Origin of the sequence: Photorhabdus akhurstii, from assembly GCF_018448925.1 — a bacterium.
Classification (GTDB): domain Bacteria; phylum Pseudomonadota; class Gammaproteobacteria; order Enterobacterales; family Enterobacteriaceae; genus Photorhabdus; species Photorhabdus akhurstii.
Genome location: NZ_RCWE01000017.1, coordinates 41013 through 59130, shown reverse-complemented (window position 1 = coordinate 59130; position 18118 = coordinate 41013). Strand labels below are relative to the sequence as shown.

1 protein-coding gene is annotated in these 18118 nt (G+C 50.6%); it reads right to left on the bottom strand.

What is annotated here, in order from left to right; genetic code table 11:
* Positions 1–1074: 1074 nt before the first annotated feature.
* Complete coding sequence (locus EAE93_RS16750; RefSeq protein WP_214040156.1) at positions 1075–17445, bottom strand: non-ribosomal peptide synthetase; 16371 nt, start codon at positions 17443–17445, stop codon at positions 1075–1077.
* Positions 17446–18118 lie beyond the last annotated feature (673 nt).

Genomic DNA, 18118 nt, shown 5'->3' with positions numbered 1-18118 from the left:
CTATTACCTCAACGAATCTGTTAGAAATTTGAAAACTGTCATACCTGACAGCCATCACCAATATTTCTTTCTTACTTCTTGCCCCCAAGAAATAAAATCGGACGTATCCGACATCAATTCAAAATATTCAAAAATCGTACCATCGCCCGATTAATAACGGACAATTAATCATTTTTGCACGCTAATTCCCCTAATAACCGAACAAATAATCAACCTTATTTGAACAAATAAAACACTCTATTCTTGTCACTATAATGACATTATTATATTCAATACCATAAAGAAACATTACAAATTACAATTAATATCACCATATATTATTTCATAATAATAAGATTATGTGACATGTATAATAATAAACTCAATAAAATATTGATTATAACGAGATATATTACAATTAGATCGTTTTGTGATGTTATTTTTCTGACGCCCAGAGATATTTATCAACACGTGGTGCAAGATGGGATTAAATTTAATATTATTCAATTATATACCCCTCCCAATATGACTATTTTACTTGCTATTCTTTGCCATAGAGAACAAGGCGAATTACCCTTCACATATTACGTGTATACGCCGGGCTCTCTGCACCGTCCGTATTTGCTGTTCATTTATAAAAACGGCCCGCAACAATTACCCCTAATAGGTAAGGTCTTTAATTATCACGAGCATTTAAAATAAACCCGATATATTCCAAAGAGAGATCATGAAATTAAGGGTAATTAAACCAGCCTATATCACCACCAAAAAACACATTACCATGATCACACCTTCAATTATCTTCTCATAATTATCTATTACAATAAATATTCCCAACAATAACACCACAATTAAAAATATAATTTCGATACCAAGGCAATCAACAAAATAAAATAAAATCAACAATCAAATCCGTTTGAGTTCACACAATATAAAATAGCAACAATAATAACAAAGAAACCTAAAAAAATAACTTATATGGGAATGATAACTTCCCTTATTCTATTTTAATGCATAAAAAATCCGGTATAATAAATACATACCGGATTATCACACTAGAACTAAATAATTGAGTACTTCCTTAATATATCAGTATTACGAAGCCTCCTCGTCATAGTTGATTGCCAACGCCCTATTCAAAATCTGAGCTAAAGTGATTTTATTCTCATTATCCTCCAATAAACTAAAATGGTTACCCGGAGTAGCAATCAACTGAAGTAAAGTATCGGGCATTACCCGTTCCCAACCTAACGACGGTTCTATATTCACGGACTCCGGCTTTTCATCCGTCACAAAAGAAACAGTAGGGGAAGGTTCTACTGCATAGAATTGATGCAACGTTATTGTTAATGCTGACGGTTCATAATCCGCCACTATTTGGGTGTAACGTTCGATCTGCTGCCAACGTTTTGCGATCACATCGGCATGCAGATTTGCGGGATACAACGCCAATTCTTGTGCCGCTTCAATAAACTGCACCAAATTCAACTCATCAATTCGCCGATATAACGCCGCAATCTCTTCTTTGCACGCCTCCCCTGACTGCCGGGCCAACTCAGTAAAGAAATGATGTTTGGACTGCATGGCCTCTTTGCCAAAATAATGAGGCGCAGGCGTATCAATCAACCCCAAGAAACTGACTCGCTCACCAGTACTCAAAAGCTGCTGAGCAATGGCATAAGCCAATATTCCACCAGACGAGTAGCCGCTTATCCGGTATGGGCCTGCCGGTTGAACGGCTTTCATCAAGGCGATCATTCTGGCAGCCTGCTCTTCCATCGTTAACATCGGTTCTTCACTGATGGACGGCCAAGGCAGTGCATAAATCGGATAGCCCGACGGGATATGTTGAGCCAGCCCGAAGACATAAGAATAATCACCCATCCCACTGGGAACAAAGAACAATGGCAATCCTGCGCCATCAGGTCGCACCGATATAACGCTGCTTTGCGGTTGAGACAATAAATCTGAGGTGATTTTTGCGGCCAATTCGGACAACCCAGGGAATTGGAACAAAGTATTCAGTGTAAAAATCAAACCCCGACCGGCGGCAAGATTCATCATTCGCATAGCAAGCAGCGAGTGGCCGCCCAACGCGAAGAAATTGTCATACCGGCTAACCTGCTCAATCCCTAGCAATTCACACCAAATCGCCGCTAATACGGTTTCCGTTTCGCCTTGTGGCGCCTCGTAAGCCTGACGAGCAAACGCTTCACTGTCCGGCTCCGGTAACGCATGACGATTCAACTTACCGTTTGGCGTCAATGGAAAAGCGTCCAAACGCACAAAGGCTGACGGCACCATATAGTCAGGTAAAATAACACTCAAGTGGGTACGCAAGTTATTCGCCAGCCTCTCATCCGCTTGCGCCACTACATAAGCAACCAAGCGTTTATCCTGACCTTTACCCAACGTCAGCACCACAGATTGACTTACCGCAGGATGTTCCACCAACCGGGCCTCAATTTCACCCGGTTCAACACGGAAACCGCGAATTTTCACCTGATGATCATTGCGGCCCAGGAATTCCAGATTGCCATCCGGCAGATAGCGAACCAAATCCCCGGTGCGATACATTCGTGCATTTGGATTATCGTCAAACGGATCAGTCAGGAAGTATTCCGCAGTCAGTTCAGCACGGTTGAGATAACCCCGCGCTACACCCGCTCCCCCAATATACAATTCCCCCACCGCGCCTAACGGTACTGGCTGCTCCTGAACGTCGAGCAAGTAAACACGGGTATTCGGCAGCGGACGACCAATGATATTGGCCTGCCCCACCCCCTCGTTTAGGCAGGATGTCGTTGTAGTAATCGTAGCTTCTGTCGGACCGTAGCAATTAACCAGAACAGGGTATTCGCCATGAACCAATAGCCAGCGTTGTAACTCATGATCAGGTATCGCTTCCCCACCAATGCAAATAATTCTTACGCCCTGATAGATATCGCCTTTATTAACATTTGATATTATCCGCCAGAATTGGGCAGGTATCGCAATGTAGGTAATTTTATAAAACTCGCACAGACGCCAGAACTCCTGCGCACTCAGGAGCCATTGATTTGTCCTTAAGACTAATTGTGCCCCCAGTGTTATTGCGCAAAATATTTCTGATGCACAAACGTCAAAAGAGGGGTTGCAAAATTGTAATATACGGTCAGATGCGTTAAGCGACCACTTCATGTTCAACGAAGTAATTTGACTGACCAGTTGCCTATGTTCAACCATCACCCCCTTTGGCGTACCGGTCGAACCGGAGGTGTAAATCACATACGCCAGATGCCGTGAGGTCAATTCCGGTATCTGTGGATTGCTGTCTGGCAGGTCAGGCAATGTATTCGGATCAAGCACTGTCAGCCCGGTCAGCACGTTTTCACCCAACACGGTACGCCCAACGGCGTCAGCCAGCAAAATAACCGGTGAAACATCGGCCAAAATATGTGATAGACGTTCGCCCGGATAATCCGGGTCCAGCGGCACATAAGCCGCGCCCGCTTTCAGCACCGCCAACAATCCCACTACCATCGCCGGTGAACGTGCCACGCAAATCGCCACCCGCTGGTCCGGTTCTACACCTAGCGCAATTAGCTGATGGGCTAACCGGTTAGCACGAGCATTTAATTCGGCATAACTGAGAGTTTGCTCCTCATAGACTAACGCTGTCGCGTCCGGGGTTCGCTCTACCTGTTGTTCAAACAATTGATGAATACATAACGGTTCCAGATACGAGGTTTCCGTCGCATTCCAAGTATTCAACAGTAACGTACACTCCGTTTCAGGCAGAATGTTCAATGTCCGTACCGGCGTTTCCGGGGTCTGTTCCAGTACCGCCGCCAAGCTCTCCAGTGCCTGCTGCATATAGCCACATACCCGTTCAGGCTCAAACGGCTGGATAACTTGAGCCGTCAGCCCCAGTGCGTCACCAAAATCTTCCACCGACAAGGCAAACGGATAGTTGGTAAACTCCTGCGCTCCAAGGAATTCAATGCCGTCCATCGTTCCATCCAGAGGATCAGGCTGATCGTTATGCCGGTAATTCAACAAGGCGCTAAACAGCGGCATGCCATCCAACACCCCGCTACAACGCTGGGCCAGCGCCAGTGAGGCATGCTCATGTTCTAACAACCCCGCTAGTCGGCGATGTACTGCCTGTACACTATCACGCACCGGCGTCTCATCCATATCCAGCCGCAACGGCAAAGTATTGATAAACAGCCCCATGCCGCTGTCAACCCCTTTCCCCACCGCCATACGCCCAAATATTACGGTACCGAACACCACCTGTTCCTGTCCGCTGGTACGCGACAACACCTGCGCCCAAGCCAGATGACATAAAGCCGCCAGACTCACCCCTAAACGCCGGGCTTGACTACGCAAGCGGTCATTCAGCTCAGGGGCCAACATCCGCTGCGATTCCGTCACCTGCGAACCATCACGATGCACCTCCGTCAATCCGAACGGCAGCGTGGGCTCATCCACCCCGGCTAACATGTCGGTAAAGAAACGAATATGCGCTTCCTGACTCATTCCCAGCCGGGCCTGCGCCACCAAATTGCGGAAAGGCGTCGGCGTTGGCAGGCTCTCCTCCTGTCCGTCCAGATAAGCCTGGACTTCACGGTTCATCACGTCCAACGTGGTATGGTCGCCAATCAAATGATGCAGTAATTGCAGCACAATCCAACGGCCATCGGTTTCCTGGGCTATCACAAAGCGCAATAACGGGGCTTCGCTCAGGTCTAAACGATGGTGACGGGGATCAAAACGCTCAGCCAATTGCCCGCTAACCGGTCCATCGGCTAGGTTCAGTGTCAACTCAGTCACCGACAAGGATGCCTGATGCCAAACCACTTGAGCAGGCACTGACAATCCTTGCCAGATAAAGGCAGTACGCAAGATATCGTGTCTATTAACTACCTGTTGCACCGCCGCCAGATAACGGTCCAGCAAAGTCCGCTCAGTAAAAACCATCTGACCAGTTAATAAATAGGGGTCCCCTTTGTTTGCCAGTAGGTGGTGGAACAAAATACCGTCCTGCAATGGCGACAGGGCATAGATATCCTGAATATTGGCAACCCCGCCCGGCACTTGCCCGACGATGCGATCAATGTCAGTTTGGGTCAAATCAATTAGCGGCAACATTGCCGGTGTCAGCATCGTAGTTGCCGGGGTGATCACGTTACCCGGCACGATTACGGCCTGATGCTGTCCCAACGTTTGCGCCAGATCTGACAGCACCGGCGACTGGAACAGATCACGCGCCGCCAGCGTCAACCCCAAGTGACGCAGGCGTTCAATCATGCGCACAGCGAGTAGTGAATGGCCGCCCAACGCAAAGAAGCTGTCATACCGGCTAACCTGTTCAATCCCCAGTAATTCACGCCAAATCGCCGCTAGCGTCATTTCCGTTTCGCCTTGCGGCGCTACGTAAGCCTGACGAGCAACGGCTTCACTGTCCGGTGCCGGTAGCGCCCGACGATCCAACTTACCGTTCGGCGTCAATGGAAACGTATCCAGACGTACAAAAGCTGACGGCACCATATAGTCAGGCAAAATTTTGCTCAGGTAATCACGCAAACTATTCACCAGCCCGTCATCCGCGGGCGCCGCCACATAGGCCACCAGCCGTTTATCCGGCCCATCCCCTAGCGCCGATACCGCCGCCTCACGCACCGCCGGATGCTCCACCAGACGCGCCTCAATCTCTCCCGGTTCAATGCGGAACCCTCGGATTTTCACCTGCTGGTCATTACGACCCAGGAATTCCAGATTACCGTCCGGTAGGTAACGGGCCAAATCTCCAGTTCGGTACATACGAGCATCAGGTTCATCACTGAATGGATCGATCAGGAAACGTTCGGCGGTTAACTCAGGGCAATTCAAATAACCTTGAGCGACCCCATCGCCACCGACATAAATTTCACCGATCACACCCGGCGGTACCGGATGACCATACGCATCCAGCACATAAACCCGCGTGTTCGCTATTGGCCGACCAATAGGTATCCGGCTCGCTCCCTGCGGTAACGCCTCGATAGGATACATGGTGGTAAAAGTGGTCCCTTCACTCGGACCATAGGCTTGCAAGAGTCGTTGTGGCGGACGATTATCCAGAACCTGAGCAATCACCTGTAAATCGGGGATATCTCCGCCAAAAATCAGGATCTTAATTTGCGGAAGAATGGGAGATAACTCTGCCGCCAACCGGTTAAACAACCCGATAGTTAGCCATAGAACCGTGATGCGGCGCTCTTGTAAAGTCAGCACTAACTCCTGTGGCGTCAATAAGGTGGCGCGGTCGATAACCACTAAAGCACCACCGTTAAGCAACGGCGCCCAAACTTCAAACGTGCTGGCATCAAAAGCCGGATTGGCCGTAAAGGCAACCCTATCCTCCGGCCCGATGTTGGCATAGCCATTATTAATGACCAACCGAACCATAGCACGATGCTGCACTAAAACCCCTTTGGGCGTGCCGGTCGAACCGGAGGTATACATGATATACGCTAACTCGGTGCTGGAACGCGGCAAATCAGGGTTGATACGATCTTGTTCTCTGTTCGCACTTTTCTCATCCGAGAGACGCAATAGCGGAACAGTCAAGTTAGCCGGAATATCAGTCCGTGTATCGGTAAGCAGCAACCGAGCGGAACAATCACTTATCAGCCAATTTTTCCGTTCATCCGGCATACTGGGATCAACCGGCACGTAAACAGCACCGGCTTTAAGAATCGCCAATTGGGCCACCACCAGCTCCATTGAGCGCTCTAACAGGATCGCAACATGGTCATTCGGACGAATTCCCTGTTCGATTAGCTGATGAGCCAATCGGTTAGCGCATGTATTCAGTTCCGTATAGCTTAAGGTTTTATCTCCCGCTATCAGCGCCGTCGCCTCCGGGGTCTTCTCTACCTGCTGCTCAAACAATTGATGAATACATAACGCATCAGGATAGGCGGTTTCCGTAGCGTTCCAGGTTTCCAGCAACAGTGTGCGTTCTGTTTCAGGCAGGATGTTCAAGGCGCGTATCGGTGTCTCCGGCGCTTGCTCCAAAGCTTCCACCAGACTCTCCAGCGCCTGCTGCATATAACCGCACAGGCTTTCCGGATCAAACGGTTGCACTACCTGAGCCGTCAGCCCCAGAGATTCGCCAAAGTCCTCCACCGACAGTACAAATGGGTAGTTGGTTCGCTCCTGTGCATCAAGAAATTCAATACCGCTGATCAGTTCATCTGACGTTGCCGACAAAGCATTGTGCCGATAGTTCAACAGTGCGCTAAAGAGCGGCGTACCGCTGGCAACCCCACTGCAACGTTGAGCCAGCGCCAGTGAAGCATGCTCATGCGCCAATAAGCCGGCGAGTCGGGTATGGGCGGCCTGTACGCTATCCCGTACTGGGGTCTCATCGATATCCAGCCGCAACGGTAAGGTATTGATAAACAACCCCATGCCATTGTCAGCACCCTCCCCCGCCTGCATACGCCCAAACAGCACCGTACCAAATACGACACTCTGCTGACCACTGGTACAGGACAACACCTGCGCCCAAGCCAGATGACACAGCGCCGCCAGACTGACACCCAAACGCCTGGCCTGACTACGCAAACGGTCATTTAGCTCAGGAACCAACATCCGGTGGGATTCCGTCACCTGCGAACCATCACGATGCACCTCCGTCAGCCCGAACGGTAATGTCGATTCATCCACCTCCGCCAACATCTCGGTAAAGAAGCGGGTGTGTTCTTCCTGACTGACGCCCAACCGGGCCTGCGCCACCAGATTGCGGAAAGGAACCGGCGTCGGCAAGCGCTCCTCTTGCCCCGTCAGATACGCCTGCACTTCACGGTGCATCACTTCCATCGTTTCATGGTCACCGATCAAGTGATGATGCAATTCCAGTAACAACCAACGACCATCCGTTTCTTGAGCGATAACAAAACGCAGTAACGGGGCTTGGCTCAGATCAAGACGATAGTGAGCGGGATCAAAACGCCGAGTTAACTGGTCACTGACCGGACCGTCAGCCGGGTTTAGCGTCAATTCAGTCACTGACAATGGGGCCTGACGCCAGACCACCTGCGCCGGCATTGACAATCCTTGCCAGATAAAGGCGGTACGTAAGATATCGTGCCGATCAATGGTCTGTTGAATCGCCGCCAGATAACGATCCAATAGCGCCCGGTCAGCAAAGACCATCTGGCTGACTAACAGATACGTATCACCTTCATTCTCCAACAGATGGTGGAACAAAATACCATCCTGCAATGGCGACAGCGCATAGATATCCTGAATATTCGCCATCCCACCCGGTACCTGTCCGACGATGCGGTCAATATCAGCCTGAGTTAAATCAATCAGCGGCAACATTTCAGGTGTCAGCACCGTTGTATCCGATGTAATACCGTTGTCAGGTACCCGGATTTCATCATGCTGAACCAGAGACTGTGCCAGAACACGGAGTGTTGGATGCTGAAATAGCATTTGTACTGATACACCCAGACCGACACGCCGCAATCGTTCAATCATACGCACGGCGAGTAAGGAGTGGCCGCCCAATGCAAAGAAGCTGTCATGTCGGCTAATCTGTTCAACGCCCAGTAACTCACACCAAACAGCCGCCAACATCGTTTCTACCTTCCCTTGCGGGGCTTCATAAACTTGACGGGCAAACGCCGCCTCCCCCGGTGCCGGCAACGCCCGGCGATCCAGCTTGCCATTCGGCGTTTGCGGGAAGCTATCCAGTCGCACAAAGGCCGCCGGTATCATATAGTCAGGTAAAACTGCGCACAGGTGTTCGCGTAAATCAGCCGTCAATTTCTCATGCGCTTGTGCCGCTACATAAGCAACCAGCCGTTTGCCCAGCTCATCATCCAGCGCCAGCACCACCGCTTCCTGTACCGCCGGATGTTCCACCAGCCGAGTTTCAATTTCCCCCAGTTCAACCCGGAAGCCGCGAATTTTAACCTGTTGGTCGTTACGACCGAAGAATTCCAACTCACCGTCCGGCAGATAACGCGCTAAATCTCCGGTGCGATACATTCGCGCATTGGACACCGGACTAAAGGAATCTGGCATAAAACGTTCTTCGCTCAATGTCAGCCGGTTCAGATAACCCCGTGCCACACCTACGCCCCCAATATACATTTCGCCCACGCAGCCCAATGGCACAGGTTGGCTGTATTTATCCAACAGATAGACACGAGTATTTCTAATCGGTCGACCGATAGAACGATCATCTGCCGGGGATAAGATTTCTTTACAGGTCGCCGTCACGGTATTTTCCGTCGGACCATAAGCGTTCAGTAGCCGAGGTCGGTGGCCTTGCTGCCTAAACCAATCCTGAATAGCGTTCTTTTTGACCGCCTCACTGCCAATGATGATCAGCCGGAGACACTCCGGCAACGGTAATTCGTTGTCTCTGGCCGCCAGTTCAGACCAGAATAAGGTCGGCAGAAACATCACAGTGATATGGTTTTGCCGGGCTAAAGCAATAAATTCCGCCATTGAAGCCAGCCAGCTATCATCGCGAATCACTAGCGTGGCGCCGTTGCATAATGACGAGAAACACTCTTCCACTGAAACATCAAACGCAAACGCGGCAAATTGCAATACCCGGTCTTGCGCGGTGATGGCATAGGGTTCATTAACCCCCAGATAACGTTGATACACCGCCTGATGTTCTACCATCACCCCTTTCGGCTGCCCGGTTGAACCGGAGGTGTAAATCACATAGGCCAGATGCTGTGGCGTCAATGCCGTCACTAATGGATTGCTGTCCGGTTGATCAGGCTGGATATTCGGGTCAAGTACAGTCAGCCCAGCCAATGCCTCGCCACCCAGTGCGGCCTGTCCGATCGCATCAGCCAAGACCACTGATGGGGCCGTGTCATGCAGGATATAGGTCAGACGCTCCTCCGGGTAGGTTGAATCCAGCGGCACGTAAGCTCCACCGGCTTTCAACACCGCCAACAACGCCACCACCATCGCCGGTGAGCGGGCCACGCAAATCGCCACCGGTTGCTCCAGTGTTACGCCACATGCAATCAGTTGATGGGCCAACCGGTTGGCGCAGGCATTTAATTCGGCATAACTTAGCGTCTGCTCTTGATACACCAGTGCCGTGGCCTCCGGGGTTTTCTCCACCTGTTGTTCAAACAACTGATGAATGCATAACGCCTCTGGATATGGGGTCTCCGTAGCGTTCCAAGTTTCCAGTAATAATGTGCGTTCAGTTTCCGGCAGGATATTCAGTACCCGTACTGGTGTCTCTGGAGCCTGCTCAAGGGCCTCTGCCAAACTCTCCAGCGCCTGCTGCATATAATTGCATAGACTTCCCGGATCAAACGGTTGCACCACATGAGCGATCAACCCCAATGTAGCTCCATCGTCCTCCACCGACATCCCAAAGGGGTAGTTAGTGCTCTCCTGTTCGCCCAGGAATTCAACCCCCTCCATCATTTTATCCAAGGAAGCCGCCTGATCATTATGGCGGTAGTTCATCAGGGCACTAAAGAGCGGCGTACCGCTGGCAACCCCACTGCATCGTTGAGCCAGCGCCAGTGAAGCATGTTCATGTTCCAACAATCCCGCCAGCCGGGTATGTACTACCTGTACGCTGTCTCGTACCGACGTATCATCGATGTCCAGCCGTAGCGGCAGGGTATTAATAAATAACCCCATGCCATTGTCTGCCCCTTCTCCCGCCGCCATGCGCCCAAACAGCACGGTGCCAAACACCACTTTCTCCTGACCACTGGTACACGACAATACCCGCGCCCAAGCCAAATGACACAACGCCGCCAGACTGACGCCCAAACGCCGAGCCTGACTACGCAGACGATCATTCAAGCTGGCCGTCAACAGCCGATGGGACGCTATCTCCTGAGATCCATCACGATGCACATCCGTCAGCCCGAACGGCAGCGTTGGCTCATCCACCTCCGCTAGCATCTCGGTAAAGAAACGGGTATACGCTTCCTGATACCCTCCTAACCGGGCCTGCGCCACCAGATTGCGGAACGGTACCGGGTCAGGCAGGCTATTCCCTTGTCCGGCAAGGTACGCCTGCACTTCACGGTTCATCACTTTCATTGCGGTATGGTCGCCAATCAGGTGGTGCTGCAATTCCAGTAACAACCAGCGGCCATCGGTCTCCTGTGCCGCCACAAAACACAACAGCGGGGCCTGACTCAAATCGAGACGATAATGACGGGGGTTAAAACGTTGAACCAGTTGATCACAAATCGGGCCATCAGCCGGGTTCAGCGCCAGCTCAGTCACCGACAAGGATGCCTGACGCCAGACTACCTGAGCCGGTACTGACAACTCTTGCCAGATAAAGGCGGTACGCAGAATATCGTGACGATCAATCACCTGTTGCACCGCCGCCAAATAACGGTCTAGCAGAGAGCGATTAGCAAAGGCCATCTGGCTGACCACCAGATAGGGATCGCCTTCGTTTGCCAATAAATGGTGGAACAAAATACCGTCCTGCAACGGCGACAAGGCATAGATATCCTGAATATTAGTCATCCCGCCCGGCACCTGCCCGACGATACGGTCAATCTCAGCCTGAGTCAGATCAATCAGCGGCAACATTTCTGGGGTAATTTTCGTCGTCGCTGGCGTAATCACATTCGGCGGCACCGCCATAACCGGTTGCTGCCCCAGTGTTTGTGCTAATTCAAACAACACTGGCGATTGGAACAGGTCGCGCACTGCCAGCGTCAACCCCAAGTGACGCAAACGTTCAACCATCCGCACAGCGAGCAACGAGTGACCGCCCAGTGCGAAGAAACTGTCATACCGACTGACCTGTTCAATTCCCAGTAATTCACGCCAAATCGTCGCCAGAACCATTTCCGTTTCGCCTTGCGGCGCAGCATAAACCTGACGGGCCAAAGCTTCATTGTCCGGTGCTGGGAGCGCTCGGCGATCCAGTTTACCGTTCGGAGTCAGTGGAAACCCATCCAGACGCACAAAGGCTGTCGGCACCATGTAATCCGGTAAAATGGCGCTCAGGTGATCACGTAAACTCATCGCCAGCCCCTCATGGGCTTCCGCCGCCACATAGGCCACCAGCCGTTTTTCCGGCCCATCGCCTAACGCCAACACCGCCGCCTCTCGCACCGCCGGATGCTCCACTAGACGATTCTCAATTTCCCCCGGTTCAATACGGAAGCCGCGGATTTTAACCTGTTGGTCATTACGGCCCAGAAATTCCAGATTGCCATCCGGCAGATAACGGGCCAAATCCCCGGTCCGATACATACGCGCATCCGGTTGATCACTAAATGGATCTGTCAGGAAACGTTCAGCAGTTTGGTCAGGGCGATTAAGATAACCGCAGGCCACTCCATCTCCCCCTACATAAATCTCACCAATCGCACCTGACGGTACCGGCTGACCATAAGCATCCAGCAGATAAATACGTGTATTGGCTATCGGCCGACCAATGGGAATGCGAGTCACTCCCTGCGCTAATGCCGCAATAGGATACATGGTGGTAAAAGTGGTTCCCTCACTCGGACCATAAGCCTGCAATAATTGTTGTGGCGGACGATTATCCAGAACCTGAGCAATCACATGTAAATCGGGTATGTCTCCCCCGAAAATCAGGATCTTAATCTGCGGCAGAACCGGAGATAACTCTGCCGCCAGCCGGTTAAACAACCCGATAGTCAGCCACAGAACCGTGATCTGGCGGGCCTGTAAAACCCGCACTAACTCCTGTGGTGTTAATAACGTGGAGCGGTCAATAACCACTAATGCTCCGCCATTGAGTAACGGCGCCCAGACTTCAAATGTGCTGGCATCGAAAGCAGGATTAGCTGTAAAAGCAACCCGATCATCCTGACCGATTTCGGCATAACCATTATTGATAACCAACCGTGCCACCGCACGATGAGGTACCAATACCCCTTTTGGGGTACCGGTAGAACCGGAGGTGTACATGATATACGCTAAATCGGCACTGGAATGCGGTAAATCAGGGTTGAGGCAATCTTCCTCTTTGCTCGTGTCTGTCTTATTCGAGAGACGAAACAGCGGAACCAAAAGGCCGACAGGAATCTCAGATTGTTCATCAGTAATCAGCAACTTAGCTGAACAGTCATTTATCAGCCAATTCTTCCGATCATCCGGCACACTGGGATCAACCGGCACGTAAACGGCACCGGCTTTAAGAATAGCCAATTGAGCTACCACCAGTTCTATCGATCGCTCTAGCAAAAGCGCAATATGATCACCGGGACAAATCCCTTGTTCGATTAACTGACGAGCTAGCCGGTTAGCACGGGTATTCAGTTCTGTATAGCTCAGAGTTTTATCTCCAGCTATCAGCGCTGTCGCCGTTGGAGTTTTTTCTACCTGTTGTTCAAACAACTGCTGGATACATAACTGTTCAGGATAGACGGTTTCCGTGGCGTTCCAAGTTTCTAACAACAAGGTACGCTCCGCTTCCGGCAGGATATCCAATACCCGAACGGGCATGTCCGGGGTTTGCTCCAGCGCTGCCGCCAAACTCTCCAGTGACTGTTGCATATAACCGCATAGGCTTTCCGGATCAAACGGTTGCACGACCTGAGCCGTCAGCCCCAGAGTAGAACCGCCATCCTCTACCGACAGCACAAACGGATAGTTAGTTCGCTCCTGTTCGCCCAAGAATTCAATCCCGGCCATTGTTTCATCCAAAGGATCGGGCTGCTCATTATGGCGATAGTTCAACAGGGCGCTAAAGAGCGGCGTACCTCTGTCAACCCCACTGCATCGTTGAGCCAGCGCCAACGGAGCATGCTCATGTTCCAACAATTCAGCCAGCCGCAGATGCGCCTCCCGCACACTGTCCCGTACCGGGGTCTCATCCATATCCAGCCTCAACGGCAGGGTATTGATGAACAATCCCATTCCTTCCCCCACGGCCATGCGTCCAAACAGGACGGTACCAAACACCACTTTTTCCTGTCCGCTGGTACGCGATAACACTTGCGCCCAGGCCAGATGACACAACGCCGCCAGACTGACGCCCAAACTCCGAGCCTGACTGCGCAAACGGCCATTTAACTCAGGAGCTAATATCCAGTGAGATTCCGTCTTCTGAGATCCATCACGATGCACACCTGTCAGCCCAAACGGCAACGTTGGCTCATCCACTGCCGCCAACATATCGGTGAAGAAATGGGTATGCGCTGCCTGACTCACTCCCAACCGGGCCTCGGCCACCAGATTACGGAACGGCACCGGCGCTGGCAGATGCTCCCCCTGTCCGGTAAAATAGGCCCGCACTTCACGGTGCATCACTTCCATCGTTTCATGGTCACCGATCAAGTGATGTTGTAATTCCAGTAAGAACCAACGGCCATCGGTTTCTTGGGCGATAACAAAATGCAGTAGCGGCGCCTGACGCAAGTCAAGACGATACTGCGCGGGATCAAAACGCCGGGTTAACTGGTCAATGACTGGGCCGTCAGCCGGATCTAGGGTCAGTTCCGTCACAGGCAACCGCGCCCGACGCAAGACCACCTGCGCCGGGACTGACAATCCTTGCCAGATAAAAGCCGTCCGCAAGATATCATGGCGATCAATCGCCTGTTGTACTGCCGTCAGATAACGATCCAGCAAAGAGCGGTTAGCAAAAGCCACCGGATAGAGCACCAAATAGGGGTCGCCTTCCTGTTCCAACAGGTGGTGGAACAGGATACCGTCCTGTAACGGCGACAACGCATAGATATCCTGAATATTCGTCATTCCCCCCGGTACCTGCTCGACGATGCGGTCAATGTCAGTCTGAATCAAATCAATCAGCGGCAACATCTCCGGCGTTAGAGCCGTGGTGGCTGGCGTGATGACGTTAGGCGGCACTATCACAGCCTGATGCTGTCCCAACGTTTGAGCCAATGCTGACAGCACCGGCGACTGGAACAGATCACGCGCCGTCAGCGTCAAACCCAAGTGACGCAAATGCTCAATCATCTGCACGCCGAGTAGGGAATGACCACCCAACGCAAAGAAACTGTCATGCCGACTGATTTGTTCAATGCCCAATAATTCACGCCAAATGGCCGCTAGAGTGATTTCAGCCTTCCCTTGTGGAGCTTCATAAATCTGACGGGCAAAATCGTCTTCCCCTGGCGCTGGCAACGCCCGGCGATCTAACTTGCCACTCGGAGTTTGCGGGAAGGTATCCAGACGCACAAAAGCCGCCGGTACCATATAGTCAGGTAAAATGGCACTCAGGTATTCACGCAAATCAGCCGCTAATCTCTCATTTGCTTCCGCCTCCACATAGGCCACCAGCCGTTTGCCCTGATCGCCATCCAGTGCCAACACCACCGCCTCTTGTACCGCCGGATGTTCCGTTAGCCGGGTTTCAATTTCCCCCAGTTCAATTCGAAAACCGCGAATTTTAACCTGCTCATCGTTACGGCCCAGAAATTCTAAGTCACCATCCGGCAGATAGCGGGCCAAATCCCCAGAACGATACATCCGTTCGCCGGATACCGGACTAAAAGTATCCAGCATAAAACGTTCCACGCTCAACGCTGGCCGGTTGAGATAACCCCGAGCCACACCCACGCCGCCAATGTACATCTCGCCCACGCAACCTACGGGTACCAGTTCGCCATATTTGCCCAACAGGTAGATACGGGCATTTTTAGCCGGTCGGCCGATAGAACGGGCATCTTCCGGGGATAGCACGTCCTTATAGGTCACCGTCACGGTGTTTTCCGTCGGGCCATAACCATTCAATAGCCGGGGCCGGTGGCCCGTCTGTCTAAACCACGCCTGAATGGCGCTCTTTTTCACCGCCTCCCCTCCAATGATGATGAGCCGGAGACAATCTGGTAGCGGTAATCCACTATCTCTGGCCGCCAGCTCAGACCAGAATAGCGTCGGCAGTGACATCATCGTAATACGATATTGTCGGGTTAAGGCAATAAATTCTGGTATCGAAGCCAGCCAGCTATCATCCCGGATAACCAGTGTGGCCCCGTTGCATAATGACGAAAAGAAATCTTCCACTGAAACATCAAACGCAAACGCGGCAAACTGCAATAGCCGGTCTTGCGCGGTGACGGCATAGGTGTCATTAAAACCCAGATAACGTTGGTAAATTGCCTGATGTTCCACCATCACCCCTTTCGGCTGCCCAGTAGAGCCGGAGGTGTAAATCACATAGGCCAGATGCTGTGGCGTCAACGCCGGGATCTGCGGGTTGCTGTCAGGCTGGTTAAGTTGGATATTCGGGTCTAGTATCGTCATGCCTACCAGCGCCTGTTCGCCCAGCGCCGCCCGGCCAGCTTCATCAACCAGCACCACTGACGGCGCACTGTCACTCAGGATATATGCCAGACGTTCCCGCGGATAAGTCGAATCCAGCGGCACATAAGCCCCACCGGCTTTCAGCACTGCCAGCAATGCCACCACCATCATCGGGGAGCGCTCCACACAAATCGCTACCCGCCGGTCCGGTGTGACGCCCAGCGCAATCAGTTGATGAGCCAATCGGTTAGCACGGGTATTCAATTCCGCATAATTGAGGGTCTGTTCTTGATATTCCAACGCCGTGGCGTGCGGGGCTTGTTCTGCCTGTTGCTCAAATAATTGATGAATACATAATGGATCAGGATAAGGGGTCTCCGTGGCGTTCCAGGTTTCCAGTAGCAAGGTACGCTCAGCTTCAGATAACAAATTAAGCTGCCAGATAGGGATTTCCTCTCCCTGTCTTTGTGACGCTGCCAGCACCTGTAAATGTTCACCCATGCGCAGAACCACTTCCGTACTCAGGCGATTTTCATCGTAGATCCAACGAAAACCGCCCTGCGCATTGATTTGCAGCGTCAGTAATTCGCCCTGTGGCGCCTGATCACACGGCCTATCTTCCGCTATGACAGAAACGGCTATCCGCCACGGACAATGAGTTGTCAACGCCGGAATAGCCCACAATGAAGGAGCGCGCGCGAGGAGATCTCGACTAAATGTGTGGTACCGGCTCAACCGGGCCAACTCACCATCCAACCCGTTCGCTGCCACATGCCAGGGCTTATCAAACTCCATCTCAACGACCATTGGCGCCACCGGCGCCAAATCTGCCGACTTATCGTTTACTCCATCCACGCACCAACCAATTTGGAATGTCGTCTGTTGAGTCAGACGCGCAAGATAGATAACGAATGCCTGCAACAACGTTCGTAGTGGCTCTTCTTCACCATTTTTTGGCAACGGGGGCTGCCAGTCACTGATTACCCAACTGGGTTCCGCTTGTTCTCCGGCGGTTTCAAAAGGTAATTGGAGGGGTTGCAAAGCAGCAAGACGTTCACACCAAAATGATTCACTGAATGTAAACGTCTGGGGAATATTCTTTACATTCTGAGTCGGTGGCAAAATGTTATTTACGTTGGTTATATTTTCTGATGTTTGAGAGAGGAGTTCAGCTTTAAAAGCACTTCCTGCTTGAGTAATGCTATCTTTCATTTACTACCTCAACGAATCTGTTAGAAATTTGAAAACTGTCATTTCTGACAACCATTACCAATATTTCTTTCTTACTTCTTGCCCCCAAGAAATAAAAACGGACACATCTGACATCAATTCAAGACATTCAAATACGGGATGCTACAGTCCGGTTGACAACAACTAATTAACAATTTTTTGACACTAATTTTCCTGACAACGGAGTAAATAATTCATCTTATAATCCGGAATAAAATATTTTATTTTTGTCCCTGTTTTTTAGATAAATTCTATTAATTGACTGCAATTTTAATTGGCTGACATTGAATTCCATCATTTAAGATGGAATCGTTAACTTTATTTAATTATGGATAAATACTAAATCACTCCTGTATTTTATCTAATTCTCTATTAATATCTAATTAAAATCATTTCAAAAATAAATTAAAAATTTATAAAGATAAAATGAATAAATTAACCCTCAATTATCAAAAAAGTTTACTTTGATAATTACCTATAAAATAAATTCTTTACCTTAATAATTAACTAATATTTCAATTACAAATGTAACTTATTCAACATTTACAAGCCTTCCTATATATTCAATTATTTGAAGATATAAGTCTGGGTTAAAGTAATTCATAACGCACTATTTTTCAACAAATAAATAATATCGTTAATGTAAATACCGTAA